This window comes from Burkholderia sp. RS01, from assembly GCF_039748055.1.
Lineage (GTDB): Bacteria > Actinomycetota > Actinomycetes > Actinomycetales > Micrococcaceae > Arthrobacter.
Window position 1 is genome coordinate 93,528 of the sequence record NZ_JBDLAK010000017.1, and the last position, 21,455, is coordinate 114,982.

Consider the following 21,455-nt stretch of genomic DNA (forward strand, 5'->3'; position numbering starts at 1 on the left):
GAACGACGGCGGCTCCCCCGGTACACCCAAAAACATACCCAAAATTCAGCCCGTAAAGGGCACCCCAAAGCTTTCAAGGAGCACACCATGACGAAGATGCGCACCGTAGACGCAGCCGTCGCCATCCTGGAGAAGGAGGGCGCCACCGAGGCGTTCGGCCTGCCAGGCGCGGCAATCAACCCGTTCTACTCGGCAATGCGGGCCCACGGCGGCATCCGCCACACCCTGGCCCGCCACGTGGAAGGTGCCAGCCACATGGCTGACGGCTACAGCCGCGCCGCGGACGGCAACATCGGGATCTGCATCGGCACGTCCGGCCCCGCCGGCACCGACATGATCACCGGCCTGTACGCCGCGTGGGCCGATTCCATCCCCATGCTCTGCATCACCGGCCAGGCCCCCGTAGCCAAGCTGCACAAGGAAGACTTCCAGGCCGTGGACATCGAGTCCATCGCCAAGCCGGTCACCAAGATGGCCATGACCATCCTGGAGCCGGGCCAGGTTCCGGGCGCCTTCCAGAAGGCGTTCCAGCTGATGCGCTCCGGCCGCCCCGGCCCCGTGCTGCTGGACCTGCCGATCGACGTGCAGATGGCCGAGATCGAGTTCGACATCGACACCTACGAGCCCCTGCCCGTCGAGAAGCCCAAGGCCAGCCGCAAGCAGCTGGAGAAGGCCCTGGACATGCTGACCGCAGGCGAACGCCCGCTGATCGTGGCCGGCGGCGGCATCATCAACGCCGGCGCCTCCGCGCAGCTGGTGGAGCTGGCCGAACTGCTGAACGTTCCGGTCATCCCCACCCTGATGGGCTGGGGCGCCATCGCGGACGACCACCCGCTGATGGCCGGCATGGTGGGCCTGCAGACCTCGCACCGCTACGGCAACGAGAACTACCTGCGCAGCGACTTCGTGATCGGCATCGGCAACCGCTGGGCCAACCGCCACACCGGCGGCCTGGACATCTACACCGCCGGCCGCAAGTTCGTCCACGTCGACATCGAGCCCACGCAGATCGGCCGCGTGTTCTCCCCGGACTTCGGCATCGCCTCCGACGCCGGCGCCGCCCTGGACGGGCTTCTGGCACTGGCCCGCGAGCGCCGCGACGCCAAGACCCTGCCGGACTACTCCGCCTGGGTTGCCGAGTGCGCCGAGCGCAAGGCCACCCTGCACCGCAAGACGCACTTCGACAACATCCCCATCAAGCCGCAGCGCGTGTACGAGGAGATGAACAAGGCGTTCGGCAAGGACACCACCTACGTGTCCACCATCGGCCTGTCCCAGATCGCCGGCGCCCAGATGCTGCACGTCTTCGGCCCGCGCAAGTGGATCAACGCCGGCCAGGCCGGACCCCTGGGCTGGACCGCACCGGCAGCGCTGGGCGTGGTGCGCGGCAAGCCGGACGAGACCGTTGTTGCCCTGTCCGGCGACTACGACTTCCAGTTCATGATCGAAGAGCTGGCCGTGGGCGCGCAGTTCAACCTGCCATACATCCACGTGGTGGTGAACAACTCCTACCTGGGCCTGATCCGCCAGTCGCAGCGCGGGTTCAAGATGGAGCAGAACGTGTCCCTGGCGTTCGAAAACATCAACTCCCCCGAGACCAACGGCTACGGCGTGGACCACATCAAGGTGGCCGAGGGCCTGGGCTGCAAGGCCATCCGGGTGGAGGACCCCAACGACATGGCTGCCGCGTTCGACAAGGCCAAGGCGCTCGTGGGCGAGTTCCAGGTTCCCGTGGTGGTTGAAGTGATCCTGGAAAAAATCACCAACATCTCCATGGGCCTGGAAATCAATGCCGTGAACGAATTCGAGGAGCTGGCCGCCACCGCAGCCGACGCTCCCACCGCCATCCTGGCCCTGCAGCCGTAAAGCTGCAGCGCTCAACACTAAAAGACAGGCACAGCAATGCGCATTGTGATCGCGCCGGACAAGTTCAAGGGCTCGCTCTCCGCCCCGGACGTCGCCCGGCACCTTGAGGAGGGGCTGCACGCCGGCTTCCGCACCGCGGGGCCGGACCCCCTTGAGGTTCTGCGGATTCCCGTGGCCGACGGCGGTGAAGGCACCTTGGATGCCGCCGTCGGCTCCGGCTTCACCCGCCGCAGCGCCGTGGTCAGCGGCCCCACCGGGCGGCCGCTGACGGCCGAGTTTGCGGTCCGCGGGCGGGAGGCGGTCATCGAAATGGCCGCAGCCTCCGGGCTCGCCGTCCTGCCCGGCGCCGGCCAGACCGCCGCGGGACAGACCGCCGCCGTCCTGCCCGGCGCCGGCGGGACCGGCGGACCGGACTCCGCTACCGCGAAGGCGGCCACGAGCCTGGGCACCGGCGAACTGATCCGGGCCGCGCTCGACGCCGGCTGCCGGCAGATCATCCTGGGCGTCGGCGGCAGTGCCAACACCGACGGCGGCGCGGGAGTCCTGCAGGGCCTCGGCGCCATCCTGTTCGACGCCGCCGGCAACGAACTGCCGCCCGGCGGCGCCGCCCTGGCCGACCTGGCCAGCATCGACTTCTCCGGCTTCGACTCCCGCCTGGACGAGACCCGTTTCATCCTCGCTAGCGACGTCGACAACCCGCTGCTCGGCCCCGAAGGCGCCGCCGCCATCTTCGGCCCGCAGAAGGGCGCCACCCCGGCGGACGTGGCAGCCCTGGACGGCGCTTTGGCCAACTTCGTGCACGTCCTCGCGGACGAAATCGGGCCGCGGGCGCTGAAAGCCGCGGACGCTCCGGGCGCCGGAGCTGCCGGCGGCGTCGGTTACGCAGCCATCGCCGTACTGGCCGCGACCCGCCGCCCGGGCATCGACGTCGTGCTGGAATTCACCGAGCTGGCGGACCGGCTGGCCGGCGCCGACCTGGTGATCACCGGCGAAGGCAGCCTCGACGAGCAGAGCCTGCTGGGCAAGACGCCCATGGGCGTGGCCCGCGCGGCGGCGCTGGCCGGGGTCGCCGTGATGGCCGTCTGCGGCCGCACCACGCTCACGCCCGAACAGCAAAAGGATTCCGGTTTCCGGCAGGTCTACCCGCTGACCGCGCTGGAGGCCAAGGTAGATATATGTATAGCCGAAGCGGCGTCCCTGCTTGAACAACTGGGAAAGAACATCGGCCTGGAGCTGGCGGAAACGGCGGCCGCCGCGGCCGATTGCACCCCGCCAGCCAACAGTGCCCGCACAAAGGAGCCCCTGAATGTCTGAAGAAACCTTTGACCTGGTCATCCGGGGCCGGCGCATCCTCACCACCGCCGGCATCGCGGCCCGTGAAGTGGGTGTGCGCGGCGGCAAGATCGTCGCGATCGAACCGCTCGGCAACGGCCTTTCCGGCGCCGAAGTGATCGAGCTCGCCGACGACGAGACCCTCCTTCCCGGCCTCGTGGACACCCACGTCCACGTCAACGAGCCCGGCCGCACCGAATGGGAGGGCTTCGCGTCCGCCACCCGCGCCGCCGCAGCCGGCGGCGTGACCACCATCATCGACATGCCGCTGAACTCCATCCCGCCCACCACCAACGTGGAAGGCCTCAAGCTCAAGCGCGAGGTGGCCGAGGACCAGGCGTTCGTTGACGTCGGGTTCTGGGGCGGCGCCGTGCCCGGCAACAAGGCGGACCTCCGCCCGCTGCACGACGAAGGCGTGTTCGGCTTCAAGTGCTTCCTGCTGCACTCAGGCGTGGACGAGTTCCCGCACCTGGAAGCGGACGAGATGGAGGAGGACATGGCCGAGCTCAAGTCCTTCGACTCGCTCATGATCGTCCACGCCGAGGACTCGCACGCGATCGACCACGCGCCCCATCCGGGCGGGGACAAGTACGCGACGTTCCTGGCCTCCCGCCCCCGCGGCGCCGAAAACAAGGCCATCGCCGAGGTCATTGAGCGGGCCCGCTGGACCGGCGCCCGCGCCCACATCCTGCACCTGTCCTCCTCGGACGCGCTGCCCATGATCGCCTCGGCCAAGCGCGACGGCGTCCACCTCACCGTGGAGACGTGCCCGCACTACCTCACGCTCATGGCCGAGGAAATCCCCAACGGCGCCACCGCCTACAAGTGCTGCCCGCCCATCCGCGAGGCCTCCAACCGCGAGCTTCTGTGGCAGGGCCTGCAGGACGGCACCATCGACTGCATCGTCTCGGACCACTCGCCGTCGACGCTTGACCTGAAGGACCTGGAAAACGGCGACTTCGCCGTGGCCTGGGGCGGCGTCTCCTCGCTCCAGCTGGGCCTGTCCCTGATCTGGACCGAAGCACGGCACCGCGGCATCCCCCTGGAGCAGGTGGTGTCCTGGATGGCGGAGAAGCCGGCCGCCCTGGCCCGCCTCTCCAACAAGGGACAGCTGGCGCTCGGGTACGACGCCGACTTCTCCGTCTTCGCGCCGGACGACGCGTTCGTGGTGGACGTCTCCAAGCTCAAGCACAAGAACCCCATCACCCCGTACGACGGCAAGGCCCTCTCCGGCGTCGTCCGCCGCACCTACCTGCGCGGCAACGTGGTGGACGGCCAGACCCCCGGCGGCAAGCTGATCCGCCGCGGCGGCGTCTGAGGCGCACCGCCATGGCTGTCCACGCCCATACGCCCGCCCCGAGGATGCGGTGCGCGCCGGCTCCGGGGGTGGCTCGGAGTGCGCCGTCGCGTCAGGCGCCGTCGTTGAAGGCGCCGTCGTTGAAAGCGCCGTCGTTGAAAGCCCGGGGCCTGGCCGTTTGGGTAAACCTCGGGGCTGGGCAGGAACTCGATGAAGCCGTACTGGCCCGCGCCGCCGAACTCGTGCTGGCGCGCGCCCTGAAGATTGCTCCGGAGGCGGAAGTCCACTGGCCTGCCGCCGGAGCTGCAACGTCCGACGTCGGGATGTCACCGGCCGGCACGCCCCCTGGGGAGGGGGCACCGGCCGGTTCCGACGGCGGCACTCCCGCGCCGTCGTCGTCCTCCACGGAGGACTCCCCGTACACGGACGACGACGGCGCCTCCCCCCTGCCGCCGTCGGCCGGGCCGGTGAGCCGGGTGGCCGTCGACCTCGCCGCCGGCGAGGTGCTGCTGGACGGGGAGCGGGTGGCGCTGACCGGCGTCGAATTCAAGCTGCTGCGCTACCTCGTGGAAAACTGCTCGCGCGCCATTGATCGGGAGGAGCTGCGGCTGTTCCTGGAATCGTTCGACAGCCCGGGCGCGGCCACCCGATCCATCGACGTTTATGTGGGCAGGGTGCGGCGGAAGCTGCGCGGCGGCCGGCACGCGATCGCCACCGTGCGCGGCGGCGGCTACCGGTTCATCCCCGGCCCCGCGGCAACAGTCCGCGGCCCGGCGGAATACTGCATCTAGGCCCGCTGTTATCAAGTTCAGCCCTAGTTTGCTCGACTGAGTCCTTATTCGACGCGCATTTTTTGCCTGACCAGATTTTGTCTGACATGTTTTTGTTTGACCCAGATCCATCCGAAGGAATGCCATGAGCCCCAACCTGACCAACAAGCTCCAGCCTGGAACCCAGGCGCCGGACTTCACCCTGCGGGACGCCGAAGGCAAGCAGACCTCGCTGGCCGACTACCGCGGCAAGAACGTCATCGTGTACTTTTACCCCGAGGCCGCCACCCCCGGCTGCACCACCGAGGCCTGCGATTTCCGCGACAACCTGGCCACGCTCCAGGGCTCCGGCTACGAGGTCCTGGGCGTCTCGCCCGACGCCCCGGAGAAGCTGGCACACTTCACCGGCGACTTCGCACTGACCTTCCCGCTGCTCGCCGACGAGGACCACGCCGTGGCGCTGGCCTACGGCGCCTGGGGCGAGAAGCTTGTGGACGGCGAGGTCCGCGAGGGCATCGTCCGCTCCACCGTGGTGCTGGATCCCCAGGGCAAGGTCCGCCTGGCCCGCTACCAGGTCAAGGCCCAGGGCCACGTCCAGGCTCTGAAGGAAGAGCTCGGCGTCTAACCTTCGCGCATCTTTCGCAACAAAAACCGGAATGCTCCCTCACATGGTGAGGGAGCATTCCGGTTTTTTGTGTAACTAGTGAGAGCGATGCCTTGGGGCGGGATCAGAGCTGCCCGGCGGCCAGCTCTGACTGCCGGACCTGCGTCTGGGAGATGCGGGACGGAGTGAAGCGGGCGCCGGCGTCGGGGAAGGCCGGAACCTCGATGCGGGCGTGGCTGTGGACTTCGGCCACGGTGTCCCGGGTGTGCTCGGCGACTTTGGCCAGCGTGGTCACCCACATCCCGTCCATGGCCTTGACCCGGCTGATCAGCTGTTCCAGCGCCACCGCCTTGGAGGGCCTGCCGGAGATGAACGGGTGGTTCGTCAGCACGAAGCAGCTCCCGGCCGCATGGTGTGCCTCTGCCTCGAGCGTCCACATCTCCAGCACCTTGGCGGGGCTTTCAATGACGCCGCTGCCGGTCACGCCGGGATAGAAGGCGTACTGCTCCCAGTCGTCCAGTGCCCAGTCGACCGGGATTTCGACCAGGTCCCGAGGGTCGCCGTCAGCGACGCTGAAGCGGTAGGGGGCGTCGCCGTCGAGCAGGCTTGAATCGTAGAGGAAGCCCCGGTCCGCGAGCAGGGCCGGCGAGTGCCAGTTCAGTTCCCACCAGGGGGCGCGGTAGCCCACAGGCCGGACGCCCGCCACCTTGGCCAGCGCCTCCAGCCCCCGGTCGATGTAGCGTGCCTCGGTGGCGGCGTCGATGCCCTGCATGGGTTCGTGCAGGTAGCCGTGGTGGGCGATCTCATGGCCGCCGTCCACGATCCGGCGGACGACGTCGGGGTAGCTTTCCGCGGTGAAGCCCGGGATGAAGAACGTGGCCCGGATGTCCTGCCGCTCGAGGATCTGCAGCAGCCTGGGGACCGCGACCTTGGGGCCATAGGACTGGTGCGTCATGAGGGACATCCGGCGGGTGCTGGCGGGGTCATGGGCGATGGTGCATGACTCGGCGTCAACGTCGAACGTGAAGGAGGCGGCTGCCCCGTACCCTTCGGGCCAGGTGATGGGATGGGCGGAGTCTGCGAAGGCGGAGAATTCCATGGTCCGTTCCTCTCTAGAGGGCGGCAGTGGTTGTGGACGGCAGTGCTACTGCCTCGGAAACGGCTGCAGGGACGGGCTGCGATCCGGTGCCGGCCAGAAACCTGCGGTGCACCCGGGGCCCAAGGACCGCGTAGCAGGCGGCGCTGCTGAGGCCGCCAGCGAGCCAGGACAGGTCCCAGCCGCCCAGGGCCACGGCGATGGGGCCCTGCATCACCGGGACCAGCCCGTACATGAACAGCCAGGTGGCGAAAATGCCGACCAGCAGGGAGACGACGCCGGCCCAGTTGACGCCGGGGAGGCGCTTGGTGCCCACGGGGTCGAACAGCCGTGCGGGCTCGCCCGGCCAGCGCTTCTCGATCCAGAAGTAGTGCACCAGCATGACGCCGCCCCACGCTGCCACCCAGGCCACGAGGCCGATCAGCCACGCGTCCAGGACGGCGGCGAAGTCCTCCTGAAAGATGAAGAAGACGACGGCGGCGAGCGAGAAGACTCCGACGAACAGGTTCAGCTTGCGCCGGCTGATGGTGATGTCGAGGGCCTGGGTGGCGACGGAGAAGGTGTAGATGTTCAGGATGTTGGTGGCGATGGGGCCGTGCAGGACCAGGAGGAGCACCGGCAGGGCCATGACGCCGAAGTTCTGCACGATGAGCTTTCCGGGATCGATCTCGCCGCTGTTCGTGGCCAGGCTGGCGCCGAGAATGCCGAGCCAGACGACTGGGATGAACTGGCCCAGGACCGAGGCCAGGTAGACCTTGCGCTTGGGCACTTCGGTGCTGACGAAGCGTGAGTAGTCGGCGGCGTAGGTGAACCACGTGATGCCCCAGCCGATGCCGATCGCGGTCATGACGGCGCTCATGGCGGCGATCCGTTCGGAGCCCTGGAGGATGTTGCCGGCGGGCCCGGCGTAGCCCCAGTCGATCTTGATTCCGAACCAGGCGACTGCGGACATGACCGCGAGGATGATGATGGTCGGCGGCACGGTCCACTTTTCGAAGGCGGCAATGGCCTTGTAGCCGAACCACGCGATGGCCACCTGGGCCGCCATGATGGTGGTGGCGACGCCGATCTTCCAGCCGTAGTTGTGGGCCGTGGGGTCAACCCATCCGAGGGTTCCGAACAGGGCCATGACCAGGTCCAGGATGATCCAGGTGTTGACGGCGCACCAGCCGATCACCAGCAGCGCCTGGATGGCGGCCGGCAGGTAGTTTCCGCGACGCCCGAAGGCTGCGCGGGCCAGGACCATGCCGGTGGCGCCGGTCTTCTGGCCGAGCAGGACAAAGCAGCCGAACAGCAGCATCCCGATCAGGTTGCCCAGGACGAGGACAGTGACGGTGTCGGCGAAGCCGAGCCCGAGGTGGATGCCGAGGGCGCCGAGGACCCAGTTGATGGGCGCCAGGTTGGCGCCGGCCCAGATCCAGAACTGTCCGGAGACTTTCCTGGTCCGCTGGGATTCCGGGATGGGCTGTAGCCAGGCTTCGACGTCATTGTCGGCTGCCGGCACTGTGCCGGCGGGGGCTGCAGTGGAGTGGGTGTGCATGGGGGCCTCCGTAGGGGGAAGGGGGATACCGCCAGATTATGTGTCCCAGGCCACATCCAACAAGATACGATGTGTACATCAAAACAGCCATTTGCATTACGGAGCGTCATGCCAATACTGCTCACTGAGGTGCTGAAACATCCCACCCTCACCGCCGCCGATCCCGTGATCCGTGCAGGGGCGGCCGCAGCCGAGGATACGCAGCTGCGGTGGGTCCATTCGAGTGAGGTCCTGGACATTGCGCCGTTGCTCAGCGGCGGGGAACTCCTCCTCACCGGCGGCGATGCCCTGGTTTCGGCTTCGGACGCGCGCCGCGTGGACTACGTCCGCCAGCTAGCCGAGCGGGGCGTCGGCGCCCTGGCCGTGGAAACCGGGCAGACCCTGGCCTCACTTCCGTCGTCGATGATCCAGGCCGCGGAGGAAGCGGGGCTGCCCCTCATTGAGCTCCGAAAAGTGGCGCCCTTCGTGGGCATCATGCAGGCCATCAATTCAGTGCTGGTCAGCGAATCGGTGGCGCACCTGCGCCGCGCCGACGAGGCCAGCCACGCCATGGCGGTGGAACTGGCCCATGGCAGCAGCCTGGACCAGATTCTTGCCGTGCTGGCCGGGATCCTTGACGCCGGGCTCGAGCTCTCCACGGTGTCCGGTGTGACGCTGGGCAGCGCGTCGCCGGCCGGGGACAATTCCCTTCAGCCGGCGGGGCCCGGATCCGAAGACGGGCCGGCTGCCGGGCCGGAACCCGCCGGCACGGTACCTGCCGGCGCGGTGATTAACATCGATGTCCCGGTACGCGGCGTGCCCTCGGCGAGACTGGCCATCAGCGTGCCCCCGCGGGGCGACGTGAACCTGGCGCGCGTTGCGGGCGGACGATGCGTTGACATCCTGTCGCTGGCGCTGCTGCAGCGGATGCCGCCCGGGCTGAAGGAGGTGGCCGGCACCGCCCTGCTGCGCGCGGTCAGCTCCGGCACCCAGCCCTGGCGGCTCCAGCAGCTCGCTCCCGCCGCCGGGATTCCAGCCTCGGCAACGCTGGTAACGGTGGTCATCCGGACCTCCACGTCGCAGCCGTTGCGGGCCGCGATGGACAAGGTCCTGAAGAGGTCGGCCCAGCAGAGCGCCAGCTACGTGGACAATTCGGAACTGCTCGCCCTCGCCGTTCTTCCTGCGGACCGGGAAGCCTCGGCACGCGCCGAGCTGGTCGCGGCCCTCCGCGATCTGCCGGTCGAGCCCGGAACCATGACCGCGGTGGGACCCCTTGCCGCCGGGATCGAGAACGCACCGTGGTCGCTCACCGAGGCCAGGTGTGCCCTGGACCTCGCCGGGCACGGATCGGCCCGGGCGGCGCAACGGCCGGCGTCGGACGCGGCCGGCGTGGTGGTCGATGTCGAAGAGCTCGCCGTGGAGCGGTTGGCCGCGCAGCACCTGGACCAGGGGGCACGGCGGGATTACGTCCGCCAGCAGCTGGGCGCAGTGCTGGAGCACGACGAGCGGCGGAACTCCCAGCTGCTGACGACGCTGGCAACCTGGCTCGACTCCGGCTGCAACACGGCGCAGGCCGCCAGGGAGCTGCATGTGGAGCGGCAGTCGATGCATCACCGGCTGCAGCGGATTTTTGAGTTGTGCGGCGGAGATCCGCGCGGCACGGGCCGGCTCGCGGCGCTGCACCTGGCCACCCGGCTGGCCGCCCTGTAGCCCAGAGCCCCGTAGCCCTGAGGGAAGGGACGCTCTCCCGCTTCCCCCAAGGAGGTGAGAGAGCGTCCCGGCACAAGGGGTTAGCGGAGCACCACTGTCCGGTTGCCGCGCAGGATCACCCGGCCCTCGCAGTGCCAGCGCACGGCGTTGCTGAGGGCCTTGCACTCGGTGTCGCGGCCGGCGGCCACGAGGTCTTCCGGGCCGTAGGTGTGGTCCACCTCCACCACCTGCTGGGCGATGATGGGCCCCTCGTCCAGCTCACCGTTGACGTAGTGTGCGGTGGCGCCCACCGTCTTCACACCGCGGGCGTAGGCCTGGTGGTACGGCTTGGCGCCCTTGAAGCTGGGCAGGAACGAGTGGTGGATGTTGATGGCGCGGCCGTCCAGCTTGCGGGTCAGCCCGTCGCTGAGGACCTGCATGTAGCGGGCCAGCACCACGAGTTCGACGTCGAACTCGTCCACCAGTTCCAGCAGCCGGGCCTCGGCCTCGGGCTTGGTGGCGGCGGTGACGGGCACGTGGAAGAACGGGATGCCGTGCCATTCCACGAGCGCCTGGTGGTCCGTGTGGTTGGAGACCACGGCCACCACGTCCACCGGCAGTTCGCCGATCCTGGCGCGGAACAGCAGGTCGTTCAGGCAGTGGCCGAACTTCGACACCATGATCAGCACGCGGCGCTTGGAGCCGTGCGGCTCCAGCCGCCAGCTCATCCCGAAGCGGTCCGCCACCGGGCCGAAAGCGGCCCGCAGGGTGTCCGCGGTGGAGGCATCGCCGTCGGACGCAAAGTGCACGCGCATGAAGAAGTGCCCTTCGGAGCGTTCGCCGAACTGCTGGTTGTCGATGATGTCGCAGCCGTGTTCCAGCAGGAAGCCGGAGACGGCGTGGACGATGCCCGGTGACTCCCGGCAGTCCAAAGTGAGGACATGCTCCACGGTGGTCGCCGGCTGCGGAAGGGACGAGGTTTCAGTCTCGATGGCAGTCATGGCTCAGCACTCAATCACGTTCACGGCGAGGCCCCCGCGGGAGGTCTCCTTGTACTTGGTCTTCATGTCCGCTCCTGTCTCACGCATGGTTTTGATGGCTTTGTCCAGCGACACCTTGTGGCTCCCGTCGCCGTGCAGCGCCAGCCGCGCGGCGTTGATGGCCTTGACGCTGGCGATCGCGTTCCGTTCGATGCAGGGGATCTGCACCAGGCCGCCCACGGGATCGCAGGTCAGCCCAAGGTTGTGTTCGATCCCCACCTCGGCGGCGTTCTCCACCTGTTCGGGGGTGCCGCCCATGACCTCGCACAGCCCGGCGGCCGCCATGGAGCAGGCAGAGCCCACCTCGCCCTGGCAGCCCACTTCCGCGCCGGAGATGGAGGCGTTGATCTTGAAGAGGATTCCGACGGCGGCCGCCGCCAGCAGGAAGCGGACCACACCGTCGTCGTCGGCTCCCGGAACGAACTTGACGTAGTAGTGCAGCACGGCCGGCACGATGCCGGCCGCACCGTTGGTGGGGGCGGTGACGATGCGCCCGCCGGCGGCGTTTTCCTCGTTGACGGCGAGCGCGAAGAGGTTCACCCACTCCATGGCCCGGAGCGGATCGGTGACGCCGGTGTTCGCGGTCAGGGTGCGGAACAACGACGGCGCCCGCCGCCTCACGTTGAGGCCACCGGGCAGGATCCCTTCCGCGGCGCAGCCGTTGTCCACGCATTCGCGCATGACGGCCCAGAGTTTCAGCAGCTCTTCCCGGAGTTCCGCTTCGCTGCGCCACACGAGTTCGTTGGCGAGCATGACGTCCGAGATGGACATCCCTTCGCGGCGGCAGATGGCCAGCATTTCGTCGGCGGTGGTGAACGGGTAGGGCAGGACGGTGGCGTCTGCCACCACCCGGTCGCCGCCGTCGGCATCGCCGTCGACAACGAAGCCGCCCCCGATCGAGTAGAAGCTCCGTTCGCTGAGCACGGCGCCGGCGTGGTCCAGGGCCCGGAAGGTCATGCCGTTGGGGTGGGCGGGCAGGGACTTGCGGCGGTGCAGCACCACGTCCTCGTCCCAGTTGAAGTCCACCCGGTGGTGCCCGCCGATCCGGAGTTCGGCGTCGAGCGCGGCCGCGGCCACCTGGTCGTCGGCGGTGGAGGTGTCCACCGTTTCGGGGTCCAGGCCCTGCAGGCCCAGCACCACGGCCTTGTCGGAGCCGTGGCCGCGGCCGGTGGCTCCGAGAGATCCGAACAGTTCGGCCTGGACCCGCGCGGTTGAGCTCAGGTGGCCGTCACCTTTGAGCCCGTCGGCGAACAGCTTCGCTGCCCGCATCGGGCCGACCGTGTGCGACGACGACGGCCCGATGCCAACGGAGAACAGGTCCAGCGCGCTGAGCGCCATCAGGGCACCTCGGGGGAAGCGAACTCCCTCATGGCGTCCAGGAGCCAGCGCCCCAGGAAGTCCGCGAACGAGGCCCGGGGGAACAGCCGGAAGCTGTCCTCACCGGTCTTCAGCAGGGTGACCGGGATGTTGCCCACCTCCGTGGTCAGGGCCGTCCCCGGCGTGAAGCTGCGCGGGTGCAGGTCCAGGGCGCAGCCCTTTTCCAGCACGGCGCGGGCCCGCGGGCCGGAGAGGTCGAACGTGGTGCGGTTGGCGGAGAGGTCCACCACCTGGCCCGGGGCGTCGCCCAGGGCGGCCGTGAGGGAGCCGATGAGGTCCCCGCCCAGGGAGTCGTGGGCCTCTTCCGCGGCCACCACCAGGAACTCGGACGGGCCCAGCCACAGGACGCTCACGCCGTCCCTGCCGCTGACGTCGCCGCAGCGGGCCGGCAGGCCGCCGGCCACGGAGGCGATCCGGGCGCCTTCCTCGGATCGCGGGTCCACCCGGACCCCGGCCATGGTCTGGAATGCGCCCTCTTTCAGGACGACCGTCCCTGGCATGGAGCCGGCTTCGAGTGCCCGGGCCAGGTGGGAGGCCGGGCTGCGGCGGATTTCCCGGAGTCCATTGATGTCTGCGAATGCTGCGGTATTAGCCATCTTTGCGGGTCCCTTCGGGGTCAAAAAGTACGGTTTCGGCGACGACGACATCAACCAGCTGGTCGCCGGCGGCGGCCACGAGGGTCTCGCCGATGCGGTTGCGGCCGTTCTTGATCAGAGCCAGGGCGAAGGACCTGCCCAGGGCGGCGGAGTGGTAGCTGGAGGTCACAAAGCCCTCCATGGGGACGGGGCCGTAGGCGGGGTTCGTGGTGATCCCCTTCTCCACCAGCTGGGTCCCTTCCGGCAGCCGGAGCGACCCGTCCACGGGCAGGACGCTGACCAGGTGCTTGCGGTCCTCGCGCCGGGCGTCGGCCCTGGCGTAGGACCGCTTGCCGACGAAGTCTTTGACCTTCGAGACCACCCATTCCATGCCGGCGTCCTGCGGGGTGACCGTGCCGTCGGTGTCCTGCCCGACGATCGGGTAGCCCTTCTCGGCCCGGAGCACGTGCATGGTTTCGGTGCCGTACGGGGTGATGTCGAACTCGGCCCCGGCGGCGGCCACGGCTTCCCAGGTGTTCAGCCCGTACCAGGACGGCACGTTGATCTCGTAGGCCAGTTCGCCGGAGAACGAGATGCGGCAGATCCGGGCTTTCACGCCGGAGGCGAGGGTGGTTTCGCGGAAGGTCATGAACGGGAAAGCTTCGGCGTCGAGTCCGCCGTTGGCGGCGAGTTCGGGTGCCACCTTGGCGATCACCGCGCGGGATTTGGGCCCGACGACGGCGATGGTGCTCCACTGTTCGGTCACCGAGGTGCAGTGCACGTCCAGCTCGGGCCATTCGGTCTGCAGCCATTCCTCCAGCCAGTCCAGAACCTTCGCGGCGCCGCCGGTGGTGGTGGTCATGAAGAACCGGTCCTCATCGAGACGGAGGGTCACGCCGTCGTCGAAAATCATGCCGTCCGCCATGCACATGACGCCGTAGCGGGCAGAGCCCGGTGCGAGCTTCTTGAACGCGTTGGTGTAGATCCGGTTGAGGAATTCGCCGGCGTCCTTGCCCCGGATTTCGATCTTGCCGAGGGTGGTGGCGTCCATGAAGCCCACTGATTCGCGGACGGCGGCGCATTCGCGCAGCACGGCGGTGTCCATGTCCTCGCCGGACTGCGGGTAGTACCAGGGCCGCTTCCACTGCCCCACATCTTCGAACAGTGCGCCCTGTGCGACGTGCCACGGGTGGATGGAGGTGACGCGGGCGGGGTCGAACAGTTCGCCGCGCTGGCGTCCGGCGAGTGCCGCGAACGCCACGGGGGTGAACGGCGCCCGGTAGGTAGTGGTGCCGATGTCGCCGATGCCGCGGGACGCTTCGCCGGCCTGCCGGAGCGCGGCGGCGATGACGCCTATCGCGTTGACGCCGGAGGTCTTGCCCTGATCGTTCGCGGTGCTGATGGAGGTGTAGCGCTTGATGTGCTCCACGGACCGCATCCCGGCCCCGGTGGACCGGAGGACGTCGGCCACGGACTGGTCGCGCTGGAAGTCGACGAAGTGGTGGTGCCAGTCATCCGGCGTGCCGGCCTGCCCGGGGACCAGCCACAGCTGGCGGGTGGGACCGGATGCTTTCGGCTCGCCGATCACGGCCGGCTCGACGGCGGATTCGAAGCCCGCGGCGATCGCAGCCGACGCTCCGGCGGAGATGCCTTCGGCGAGGCAATCGTCGAGTTCGAAGCTGCCGCGGCCCGAGCCGACCACCTGCTGGTTCGGGACCACGGTGCTCGGCACGAAGGCCGCCAGGTCCTCGTCCCAGCGCAGCTTGCCCTGCCGCTGCGAGTGCAGGTGCACCAGCGGGCTCCAGCCGCCGGAGACTGCCAGCAGGTCGCAGGCGATCTCTTCGATGCCTGAGGTGAGTTCGCCGTCGTCGCTGATGCTGCGGACGGTGACGGAGCTCAGCCGGCCGGTGTTTGTTCCGGCCGCGCCGGACGCGGAGGCCGCGGTGTCGGCAACCGCGCTGCCGATCAGCACGCGGGTGCCCGCTTCGACGGCGGCAGCAGCCACCGGGGTGAGGCGGGGACGGGCGTCGACGACGGCCGCGACCTTCACGCCGGCGGCGCGCAGGTCCGCGGCCAGGGCGTAGGCGGTGTCGTTGGTGGTGCCGATGACCACGCGCTGGCCGGCGGCGACGGCGTAGCGGTTGAGGTAGCTGCGGACGGCCGAGGCGAGCATGATGCCGGGGCGGTCGTTGTTCTCGAAGACAAGCGGGCGTTCGTGGGCGCCCGGAGCCAGGACAACCTGGTTGGCACGGATGTGCCAAATCCGCTGCCGGGAGACGCCGGGGGCTGCCGGGCTGGACAGGTGGTCGGTGCGGTTCTGGACGGCGATGACGTAGTTGGCGTCGTAGGCGCCGAAGGCCGTGGTGCGGTTCAGGACCGTGCATTCGGCCGCGGAGACGAGCTCGGCCTCGACGTCCGCCACCCACTCCAGGGCGGGCTTGCCCTCGATGGTCTCGGCCAGGCCGGGTGCCGTGGATCCGGAGAGGAGCGAGCCGCCCAGTTCGGGCTGGTCGTCCATGAGGATCACACGGGCTCCGGTGCGCACGGCCTCGCGGGCCGCGGCCAGGCCTGCGGGGCCGCCGCCGACCACCAGGACGTCCGTGTGGACGTATTTCTTGTCGTACTCGGCGCGGTCATCCTCCGGGTCCAGCCGGCCCAGGCCGTTCAGCAGGCCTGCCTTCAGGCCGTCCACCAGGGTGACAGTGGTGGCGGGGAGCATGGATTCGGCGACGTGGCCGGGGAAGCGCGGCTCGATCCGGACCAGCGCGTTGGGTTCCTCCACGCCGGCGGCCAGGATGCCCCGGGGCCGGTCCTCGTAGAGGGAATTGCCGACGGCGATCCGGCCGTTGGCGAGCAGGGCCGAGGCGAGCGTGTCACCCGGGTGGCCGGTGTATTCCTGGCCGTCCACGGTGAAACGCCAGGAGATGCTGCGGTCGATGCGTCCGCCGGCGGCGAGGCGGGCGTTCTGGGAAGTCACTTGGTTGCTCCTTCCGGGGCGGTGCTGGGGGCGGTGGTGCTGTCGGAGGCCGGTTGCTCTATCAGTTGTGGTTGCTTCCGGGCCCCGATAGGGACACCAACTGATAGGGCATCGGGGGAAGTGCTGGGGGCCGGCCGCGGCGTGCCCATCGGGTAAACGGCCTGGATGTCGTACGTGACCGTGTCACGGAGCATGTTGAACCACTGGCGGCAGCCGGTGCTGTGCAGCCAGCGTTCGGCGAAGATGCCCTTGGTGTTCTCGCGGTAGAACAGGAACTCGGCCCATTCGCGATCATTCAGCTCGTTCGGGTTTTCCGGGTAGGGCACGTGGGCCTGGCCGCCGTAGTGGAACTCGGTCTCGTCGCGCGAGCCGCAGTTGGGGCATGAAATGAGGAGCATGTCCGGACTCTCTTCTAGTGGGCCACGGCGGCTGCGCCGTGTTCGTCGATCAGGGCGCCGGTTTCGAAGCGTTCCAGCGCAAAGGGCTTGTTCAGCTTGTGCGGGGTGCCCGTGGCGATGGTGTGTGCGAAAGTGAGCCCGGCAGCCGGGGTGCCCTTGAACCCGCCGGTCCCCCAGCCGCAGTTGACGAACATGTTGTCCACCGGTGTGGTGCCCACGATGGGCGAGGCGTCCAGCGTGGTGTCCACGATCCCGCCCCAGGTCCGCAGCACATGCGCCCGGGCGAAGATGGGGAACAGCTCGACGGCCGCTGCCATCTGGTGCTCGATCACGTGGAAGGACCCGCGCTGGCCGTAGCCGTTGTAGGAGTCGACGCCGGCGCCCATGACCAGTTCGCCCTTGTGGGCCTGGGAGACGTAGACGTGCACGTGGTTGGACATGACCACCGTGGGGTGGATCGGCTCGTGCAGTTCGGAGACCAGCGCCTGGAGCGGGTGCGACTGGATGGGGAGCCGGAAGCCGGCCATTTCCGCCAGGACCGAGCTGTGCCCGGCGGCGCACAGGCCCACCTTTTCGGTGTTGATGGTGCCGCGGTTGGTCTTGACGCCCACCACGCGGTTGCCGTCCTTGACGAAGCCGGTGACTTCGCAGTTCTGGATGATGTCCACGCCCAGCTCGTCGCACTTGCGGGCGAATGCCCAGGCCACGTGGTCGTGCTTGGCGATGCCGGCGCGCGGCTGGTACGTGGCGCCCATGACGGGGTAGCGGATGTTGTCGCTGATGTTCAGGATGGGGCAGAGTTCCTTGACCTGGTCCGGCTCCAGCCACTCTGCGTCCACACCGTTGAGCTTGTTCGCTCCCACGCGCCGGATGCTCTCGCGCACATCGCCCAGCGTGTGGGCCAGGTTCATGACGCCGCGCTGGCTGAACAGGAAGTCGTATTCGAGCTCCTCCGGCAGGATTTCCCAGAGCTTCAGCGCATGCTCGTAGATGGCCGCGCTCTCGTCCCAGAGGTAGTTGGAACGGATGATGGTGGTGTTCCGGGCCATGTTGCCGCCGGCCAGCCAGCCCTTTTCCAGGACGGCGATGTTGGTCATGCCGTGGTTCTTGGCCAGGAAGTAGGCGGTGGCCAGGCCGTGCCCGCCGCCGCCCACAATCACGGCGTCGTAGGAGGACTTGGGCTCCGGGTTGCGCCAGAGGAAGTCCGGGTGCTCCGGAAGCTGCTGGGTGCTCACTGGGCTGCTCCAATCATGTCTGCCTCGAAGGCGGCAATCTCGGTGCCGTCGTTCAGGTGCGGGTAGAGGGGGAATCGTTCGGCGAGCGCCGTGACCCGGGCGCCGAGTTCGACGGCGGTCGCGTCGCCGATGGTTCCGGTACCGGCGGCGGCGATGAGCGCCGTCGCGATGATGTCCGCGACTTCGGTGAACTCCACGGCCCCGAAGCCGCGGGTGGCCAGGGCCGGTGTCCCGATGCGGAGTCCCGAGGAGACCATGGGCGGGCGCGGGTCGAACGGGACGGCGTTGCGGTTGACGGTGATGCCGATCCGGTGCAGGGCGTCCTCGGCCTGCTGGCCGTCCAGTTCCGAGTTCCGCAGGTCCACGAGGACCAGGTGGACGTCGGTGCCGCCGTTCACCACGGAGATGCCGGCCGCTGCCACGTCCTCCTGCAGGAGCCGCTCGGCCAGGAGCTTGGCTCCCTCGAGGACGCGCTCCTGGCGTTCCTTGAATTCCGACGTGCCGGCCAGCTTGAAGGCGACGGCCTTGGCGGCGATGACGTGCTCCAGCGGGCCGCCCTGCTGGCCGGGGAACACGGCGCTGTTGATCTTGCGGGCGTATTCCTCCTTGGCGAGGATGACTCCGCCGCGCGGACCTCCGAGGGTCTTGTGCGTGGTGGTGGTGACGACGTCGGCGTACGGCACCGGGTTGGGGTGCAGCCCTGCCGCCACCAGCCCGGCGAAGTGCGCCATGTCCACCATCAGGTAGGCGCCCACGAGGTCGGCAATGCGGCGGAACTCGGCGAAGTCGAGCTGGCGGGAGTAGGCGGACCAGCCGGCCACGATCAGGCGAGGGCGGTGCTGCAGGGCCAGTGCCTCGACTTCGGCCATGTCCACGCGGAAGTCGGATTCGCGCACGTGGTACGGGACCACGTTGTAGAGCTTGCCGGAGAAGTTAATGCGCATGCCGTGGGTGAGGTGGCCGCCGTGCGCCAGGTCCAGGCCCATGATGGTGTCGCCCGGGTTCAGCAGGGCGAACATTGCGGCGGCGTTGGCCTGGGCGCCCGAGTGCGGCTGGACGTTGGCGAACTCGGCGCCGAACAGGGCCTTGACCCGGTCGATGGCGAGCTGCTCGATGACGTCAACGTGCTCGCAGCCGCCGTAGTAGCGCTTCCCGGGGTAGCCCTCGGCGTACTTGTTGGTCAGGACCGAGCCCTGTGCCTCCATGACGGCCGCGGGAGCAAAGTTCTCCGAGGCGATCATCTCGAGCGTGGACTGCTGGCGGCCCAGCTCGCGGGCAACGGCCTGCTCGACCTCTGGATCGACTGCGGAAAGTCGCTCATTCAACTGCTCAACCACGGATGCTCCTTTGAAATACCATTTTGTTTCTAACTGATATATCAGTGTGATGACAATGGTATGATTGAGATCACACGAGAGTCAATAGCCGGAAGCAAAGTGGAACCGGGCTTCCGTTTGAATCTCGGACCCAGCAGCTAAGAAGACCCCCACCGAAGAACGGAGCCGCGCCGTGAATGCACTTCCCGCATTGCCGCCCGCCGAGGACGAAGCACTGTCCCAGGCGGAGGCGGCGTACAGGCAGTTGCGTGACAAGCTGATCATGCTGGAGATCCGGCCCGGCGAACCCATCAACGACGGGCAGTTGGCCGCCGAGCTCGGCTTCGGCCGGACACCCGTGCGCGAGGCGATCAAACGGCTGGAAGTGGACCACCTGGTGGTGTCCTATCCGCGGCGGGGCACCTTTGCCACGAATGTGGACTTCACCGAACTGGCCGACGTCTCGGAAATCCGGGAACTGCTGGAACCGTTGGCTGCGCGCCGTGCGGCCACGCGGGCCAGCGCCCCCATGCGCCGCGAATTACTGAGCGTCGCCAAAACAATTTCGGAACTGGATCCCAGCCCCGCGGAATCCCGCGAGCTCATGAAATACGACCTCACGGTGCACCGCCTGATCTACAAGGCCGCCGGGAACCCGCACCTCGAAGACACCCTGATCCGCTACGACAACCTGGCAACGCGCATCTGGTGCCTGGTCCTGGACAAGGTCCCGTCAGTGAGCGGCCACATCACCGAGCACGTGGAGCTGCTCAAGGCGGTGGCCGAGGGCGACGCCGACAAGGCCGGCGAACTCGCGTTGCACCACGTCACGAGCTTCGAAGAGACCATCCGCAAGGTCCTCTAGGGAGCGTCGGGAACGGAGGAATCCCCCGGGACTTTCCCGGGGGATTCCTGTATTCGGCCGGCGCGGGATTCGGCCGGCGCGGGCCGGCTGCGCGGGAGCCTAGTGGCCGCCTCCGCCGATCACTCCCTTTTCAACCGCCTTCGTGACGGCATCGGCTTCGGCCCGGGTCAGCGTGCCGTCGGTGACGGCCGTGTCCAGCTTGGTCTTCAGGGCGGCCGCGCGCTCCGCCTGAGCGGCGGCACGGATCTCCGAGAGCGCCGTGGTGACCTTGGCTTCGTCGACGCCGAGTGCCGTCGCGAGGGACTTGGCCATCGCCGCGTCCATGGCGGTGCGGTCCGGCTTGGTGCCGTCGGCAGGCGGCGTGGCGGGCTTGTTGGCATCCCGGAACGCCTGGAGCGCTGCGGTCACCTTGGCCTCCTCGACGCCAAGCTTTGAGGCGAGGTCCGCAGCGATCTGGCCGCGGTCCCCCTTGTGGCCGCCCCGCATGCCGTCCGCGGGTGCGGTGCTGCCGGTGGACGCGCTGGCGCTGGCAGTGGGCGTTGGGGTGGTGGCTGCGGAGGCCATGCCCGTGACTCCCAGTCCGGCGCCCAGCGCCAAGACTCCGGCCGCAACGCCGAGCGTGATTCTCTTGGTTCGTGACATGCTGTGTCTCCTCGATCCGCCGTGCGAAACGGCTTGTGGCTAAGGGCGTCGGGTTCAGCCCCCTTCATACAAAGATGCGGCAGCGGGATATGGCACCGCTGTTCGGAGACTGTCAGGAAGCTGTGAATGTCACCGCGGCACCTAAGAGAGGGTCCCGCCGCCGTGGACACCGGCGGCATGGTCAGCGCAGCCTATATTTCCGAGGCCATGAGTGCGGAATCGCCGTTGGTCTCCCGTGCGGCCGGACCATCCTGCCCACGAATTCATCCGACGCCGGGATGAGGAAATCATCAGTTCCGTGCGGGCGGAGCTTGACCTTGAAATCGCTGCGGGGCGTGTGGCGGCCGCCCTCAATCCGGCCGTTGGCGCCCGGCAAATCGCCGCGCTCATCGAAGGCATCCAGTTAGCGTGGCTCTACGACGACTACGTGGACATGGCCGCCCACCTGGAGGAGTTCATGCAGCTGATCAGGATTCCGCGGACGTAGCCCTCACAGCGTCACTTCCGGCGTTTCGGCCATTTCACGTTCATCAGCAGTAATCCCAGCAGCAGGGAGTCCACGGTCATGATGGCCGCTGCGAGATAGGCCCAGCCGATCATCATGAGTTGCTCACCGCCAGCCGAAAGCCTGAAGTGCGGGTGTGGAACAGACTGCTCATGACAATCTCCTGACTTGGATCCCCCAGCCATTCGATAATTCACCCAAGTGTGGCACGACGCCGCCCCGCAGGGAACGGCTCTGCGCGCACGACGGCGGCTGCACCGGAACGGCGGCCCGCACCCGTAGGGGCGGGCCCCCCGCCGCCGGTGCCCGGGGGTGCCGCGCGGGCCGGGGCGCCGGGTTGATGATTGGCGGG

The 21,455-nt window shown here is 68.4% G+C and carries 19 protein-coding genes; 8 read left to right on the forward strand and 11 right to left on the reverse strand.

The features are described from left to right. Nucleotides 1-87: 87 nt before the first annotated feature. From gcl to bcp, 5 genes are all read left to right on the forward strand, one after another. Nucleotides 88-1,866, forward strand: a complete 1,779-nt coding sequence (gene gcl / locus ABFP37_RS16080; protein WP_347034160.1) for a glyoxylate carboligase — start codon at nt 88-90, stop codon at nt 1,864-1,866. Between the two features lie 36 nt (nt 1,867-1,902). Next, nucleotides 1,903-3,180 carry a glycerate kinase gene (locus tag ABFP37_RS16085; protein ID WP_347034161.1) on the forward strand — a complete coding sequence of 426 codons (1,278 nt, stop codon included), beginning with the start codon at nt 1,903-1,905 and terminating at the stop codon, nt 3,178-3,180. Further along, nucleotides 3,173-4,516, forward strand: a complete 1,344-nt coding sequence (allB, locus tag ABFP37_RS16090; protein WP_347034162.1) for an allantoinase AllB — start codon at nt 3,173-3,175, stop codon at nt 4,514-4,516. The genes ABFP37_RS16085 and allB overlap by 8 nt, the downstream gene beginning before the upstream one ends. A gap of 119 nt (nt 4,517-4,635) precedes the next feature. Continuing rightward, nucleotides 4,636-5,286 carry a winged helix-turn-helix domain-containing protein gene (locus tag ABFP37_RS16095; protein ID WP_347034163.1) on the forward strand — a complete coding sequence of 217 codons (651 nt, stop codon included), beginning with the start codon at nt 4,636-4,638 and terminating at the stop codon, nt 5,284-5,286. Nucleotides 5,287-5,410: 124 nt separating this feature from the next. Continuing rightward, nucleotides 5,411-5,890 carry a thioredoxin-dependent thiol peroxidase gene (bcp, locus tag ABFP37_RS16100; protein ID WP_347034164.1) on the forward strand — a complete coding sequence of 160 codons (480 nt, stop codon included), beginning with the start codon at nt 5,411-5,413 and terminating at the stop codon, nt 5,888-5,890. A 103-nt stretch (nt 5,891-5,993) separates the two neighbouring features. On the opposite strand, the gene ABFP37_RS16105 is transcribed toward bcp, so the two are convergent. Next, nucleotides 5,994-6,968, reverse strand: a complete 975-nt coding sequence (locus ABFP37_RS16105) for a polysaccharide deacetylase (RefSeq protein ID WP_347034165.1) — start codon at nt 6,966-6,968, stop codon at nt 5,994-5,996. A 13-nt stretch (nt 6,969-6,981) separates the two neighbouring features. Beyond that, nucleotides 6,982-8,505 carry a cytosine permease gene (locus ABFP37_RS16110; protein ID WP_347034166.1) on the reverse strand — a complete coding sequence of 508 codons (1,524 nt, stop codon included), beginning with the start codon at nt 8,503-8,505 and terminating at the stop codon, nt 6,982-6,984. A gap of 108 nt (nt 8,506-8,613) precedes the next feature. On the opposite strand from ABFP37_RS16110, the gene ABFP37_RS16115 reads away from it, so the two are divergent. Further along, nucleotides 8,614-10,194: a PucR family transcriptional regulator ligand-binding domain-containing protein gene (locus ABFP37_RS16115; RefSeq protein ID WP_078029605.1), complete on the forward strand. Its 1,581-nt coding sequence runs from the start codon at nt 8,614-8,616 to the stop codon at nt 10,192-10,194. A gap of 80 nt (nt 10,195-10,274) precedes the next feature. Here ABFP37_RS16115 and purU read toward each other — a convergent pair whose 3' ends face one another. Genes purU through glyA form a run of 7 tightly spaced genes read right to left on the reverse strand, consistent with a single transcriptional unit; the run spans nt 10,275 to nt 19,100 of the window. Then, nucleotides 10,275-11,174, reverse strand: a complete 900-nt coding sequence (gene purU, locus ABFP37_RS16120; protein ID WP_078029604.1) for a formyltetrahydrofolate deformylase — start codon at nt 11,172-11,174, stop codon at nt 10,275-10,277. 3 nt (nt 11,175-11,177) lie between these two features. Beyond that, nucleotides 11,178-12,551: an L-serine ammonia-lyase gene (locus ABFP37_RS16125; protein WP_347034167.1), complete on the reverse strand. Its 1,374-nt coding sequence runs from the start codon at nt 12,549-12,551 to the stop codon at nt 11,178-11,180. Further along, a complete protein-coding gene (locus tag ABFP37_RS16130; protein WP_347034168.1) occupies nt 12,551-13,186 on the reverse strand; it encodes a sarcosine oxidase subunit gamma family protein in 636 nt (211 codons plus the stop codon). Before ABFP37_RS16130 ends, ABFP37_RS16125 begins: the two co-directional genes overlap by 1 nt. After that, a complete protein-coding gene (locus ABFP37_RS16135; RefSeq protein WP_347034169.1) occupies nt 13,179-16,142 on the reverse strand; it encodes a sarcosine oxidase subunit alpha family protein in 2,964 nt (987 codons plus the stop codon). The genes ABFP37_RS16130 and ABFP37_RS16135 overlap by 8 nt, the downstream gene beginning before the upstream one ends. Next, nucleotides 16,139-16,540, reverse strand: coding sequence for a sarcosine oxidase subunit delta (locus ABFP37_RS16140; protein WP_347034170.1), 402 nt, complete (start codon nt 16,538-16,540; stop codon nt 16,139-16,141). The genes ABFP37_RS16135 and ABFP37_RS16140 overlap by 4 nt, the downstream gene beginning before the upstream one ends. A gap of 14 nt (nt 16,541-16,554) precedes the next feature. Continuing rightward, a complete protein-coding gene (locus ABFP37_RS16145; protein WP_347034171.1) occupies nt 16,555-17,775 on the reverse strand; it encodes a sarcosine oxidase subunit beta family protein in 1,221 nt (406 codons plus the stop codon). After that, nucleotides 17,772-19,100 carry a serine hydroxymethyltransferase gene (glyA, locus tag ABFP37_RS16150; protein ID WP_347034177.1) on the reverse strand — a complete coding sequence of 443 codons (1,329 nt, stop codon included), beginning with the start codon at nt 19,098-19,100 and terminating at the stop codon, nt 17,772-17,774. Before glyA ends, ABFP37_RS16145 begins: the two co-directional genes overlap by 4 nt. 184 nt (nt 19,101-19,284) lie before the next feature. Here glyA and ABFP37_RS16155 point away from each other — a divergent pair, with 184 nt between their 5' ends. Beyond that, complete coding sequence (locus ABFP37_RS16155) at nt 19,285-19,956, forward strand: GntR family transcriptional regulator (protein WP_347034172.1); 672 nt, start codon at nt 19,285-19,287, stop codon at nt 19,954-19,956. A gap of 99 nt (nt 19,957-20,055) precedes the next feature. Here ABFP37_RS16155 and ABFP37_RS16160 read toward each other — a convergent pair whose 3' ends face one another. Beyond that, nucleotides 20,056-20,598, reverse strand: a complete 543-nt coding sequence (locus ABFP37_RS16160) for a hypothetical protein (RefSeq protein WP_347034173.1) — start codon at nt 20,596-20,598, stop codon at nt 20,056-20,058. A gap of 211 nt (nt 20,599-20,809) precedes the next feature. Between ABFP37_RS16160 and ABFP37_RS16165 the strand changes: the two genes are divergently transcribed. Beyond that, entirely contained in the window at nt 20,810-21,085 is a 276-nt protein-coding gene (locus tag ABFP37_RS16165) for a hypothetical protein (RefSeq protein ID WP_347034174.1), read from the forward strand. 11 nt (nt 21,086-21,096) lie between these two features. Here ABFP37_RS16165 and ABFP37_RS16170 read toward each other — a convergent pair whose 3' ends face one another. Next, nucleotides 21,097-21,288: a hypothetical protein gene (locus tag ABFP37_RS16170; protein WP_347034175.1), complete on the reverse strand. Its 192-nt coding sequence runs from the start codon at nt 21,286-21,288 to the stop codon at nt 21,097-21,099. Nucleotides 21,289-21,455 lie beyond the last annotated feature (167 nt).

Coding starts and splice junctions, on each gene's coding strand:
- gcl (WP_347034160.1), top strand. CDS start 88: ATGACGAAGATGCGCACCGTAGACGCAGCCGTCGCCATCCTGGAGAAG.
- ABFP37_RS16085 (WP_347034161.1), top strand. CDS start 1,903: ATGCGCATTGTGATCGCGCCGGACAAGTTCAAGGGCTCGCTCTCCGCC.
- allB (WP_347034162.1), top strand. CDS start 3,173: ATGTCTGAAGAAACCTTTGACCTGGTCATCCGGGGCCGGCGCATCCTC.
- bcp (WP_347034164.1), top strand. CDS start 5,411: ATGAGCCCCAACCTGACCAACAAGCTCCAGCCTGGAACCCAGGCGCCG.
- ABFP37_RS16105 (WP_347034165.1), bottom strand. CDS start 6,968: ATGGAATTCTCCGCCTTCGCAGACTCCGCCCATCCCATCACCTGGCCC.
- ABFP37_RS16110 (WP_347034166.1), bottom strand. CDS start 8,505: ATGCACACCCACTCCACTGCAGCCCCCGCCGGCACAGTGCCGGCAGCC.
- ABFP37_RS16115 (WP_078029605.1), top strand. CDS start 8,614: ATGCCAATACTGCTCACTGAGGTGCTGAAACATCCCACCCTCACCGCC.
- purU (WP_078029604.1), bottom strand. CDS start 11,174: ATGACTGCCATCGAGACTGAAACCTCGTCCCTTCCGCAGCCGGCGACC.
- ABFP37_RS16125 (WP_347034167.1), bottom strand. CDS start 12,551: ATGGCGCTCAGCGCGCTGGACCTGTTCTCCGTTGGCATCGGGCCGTCG.
- ABFP37_RS16130 (WP_347034168.1), bottom strand. CDS start 13,186: ATGGCTAATACCGCAGCATTCGCAGACATCAATGGACTCCGGGAAATC.
- ABFP37_RS16140 (WP_347034170.1), bottom strand. CDS start 16,540: ATGCTCCTCATTTCATGCCCCAACTGCGGCTCGCGCGACGAGACCGAG.
- ABFP37_RS16160 (WP_347034173.1), bottom strand. CDS start 20,598: ATGTCACGAACCAAGAGAATCACGCTCGGCGTTGCGGCCGGAGTCTTG.
- ABFP37_RS16170 (WP_347034175.1), bottom strand. CDS start 21,288: ATGGCTGGGGGATCCAAGTCAGGAGATTGTCATGAGCAGTCTGTTCCA.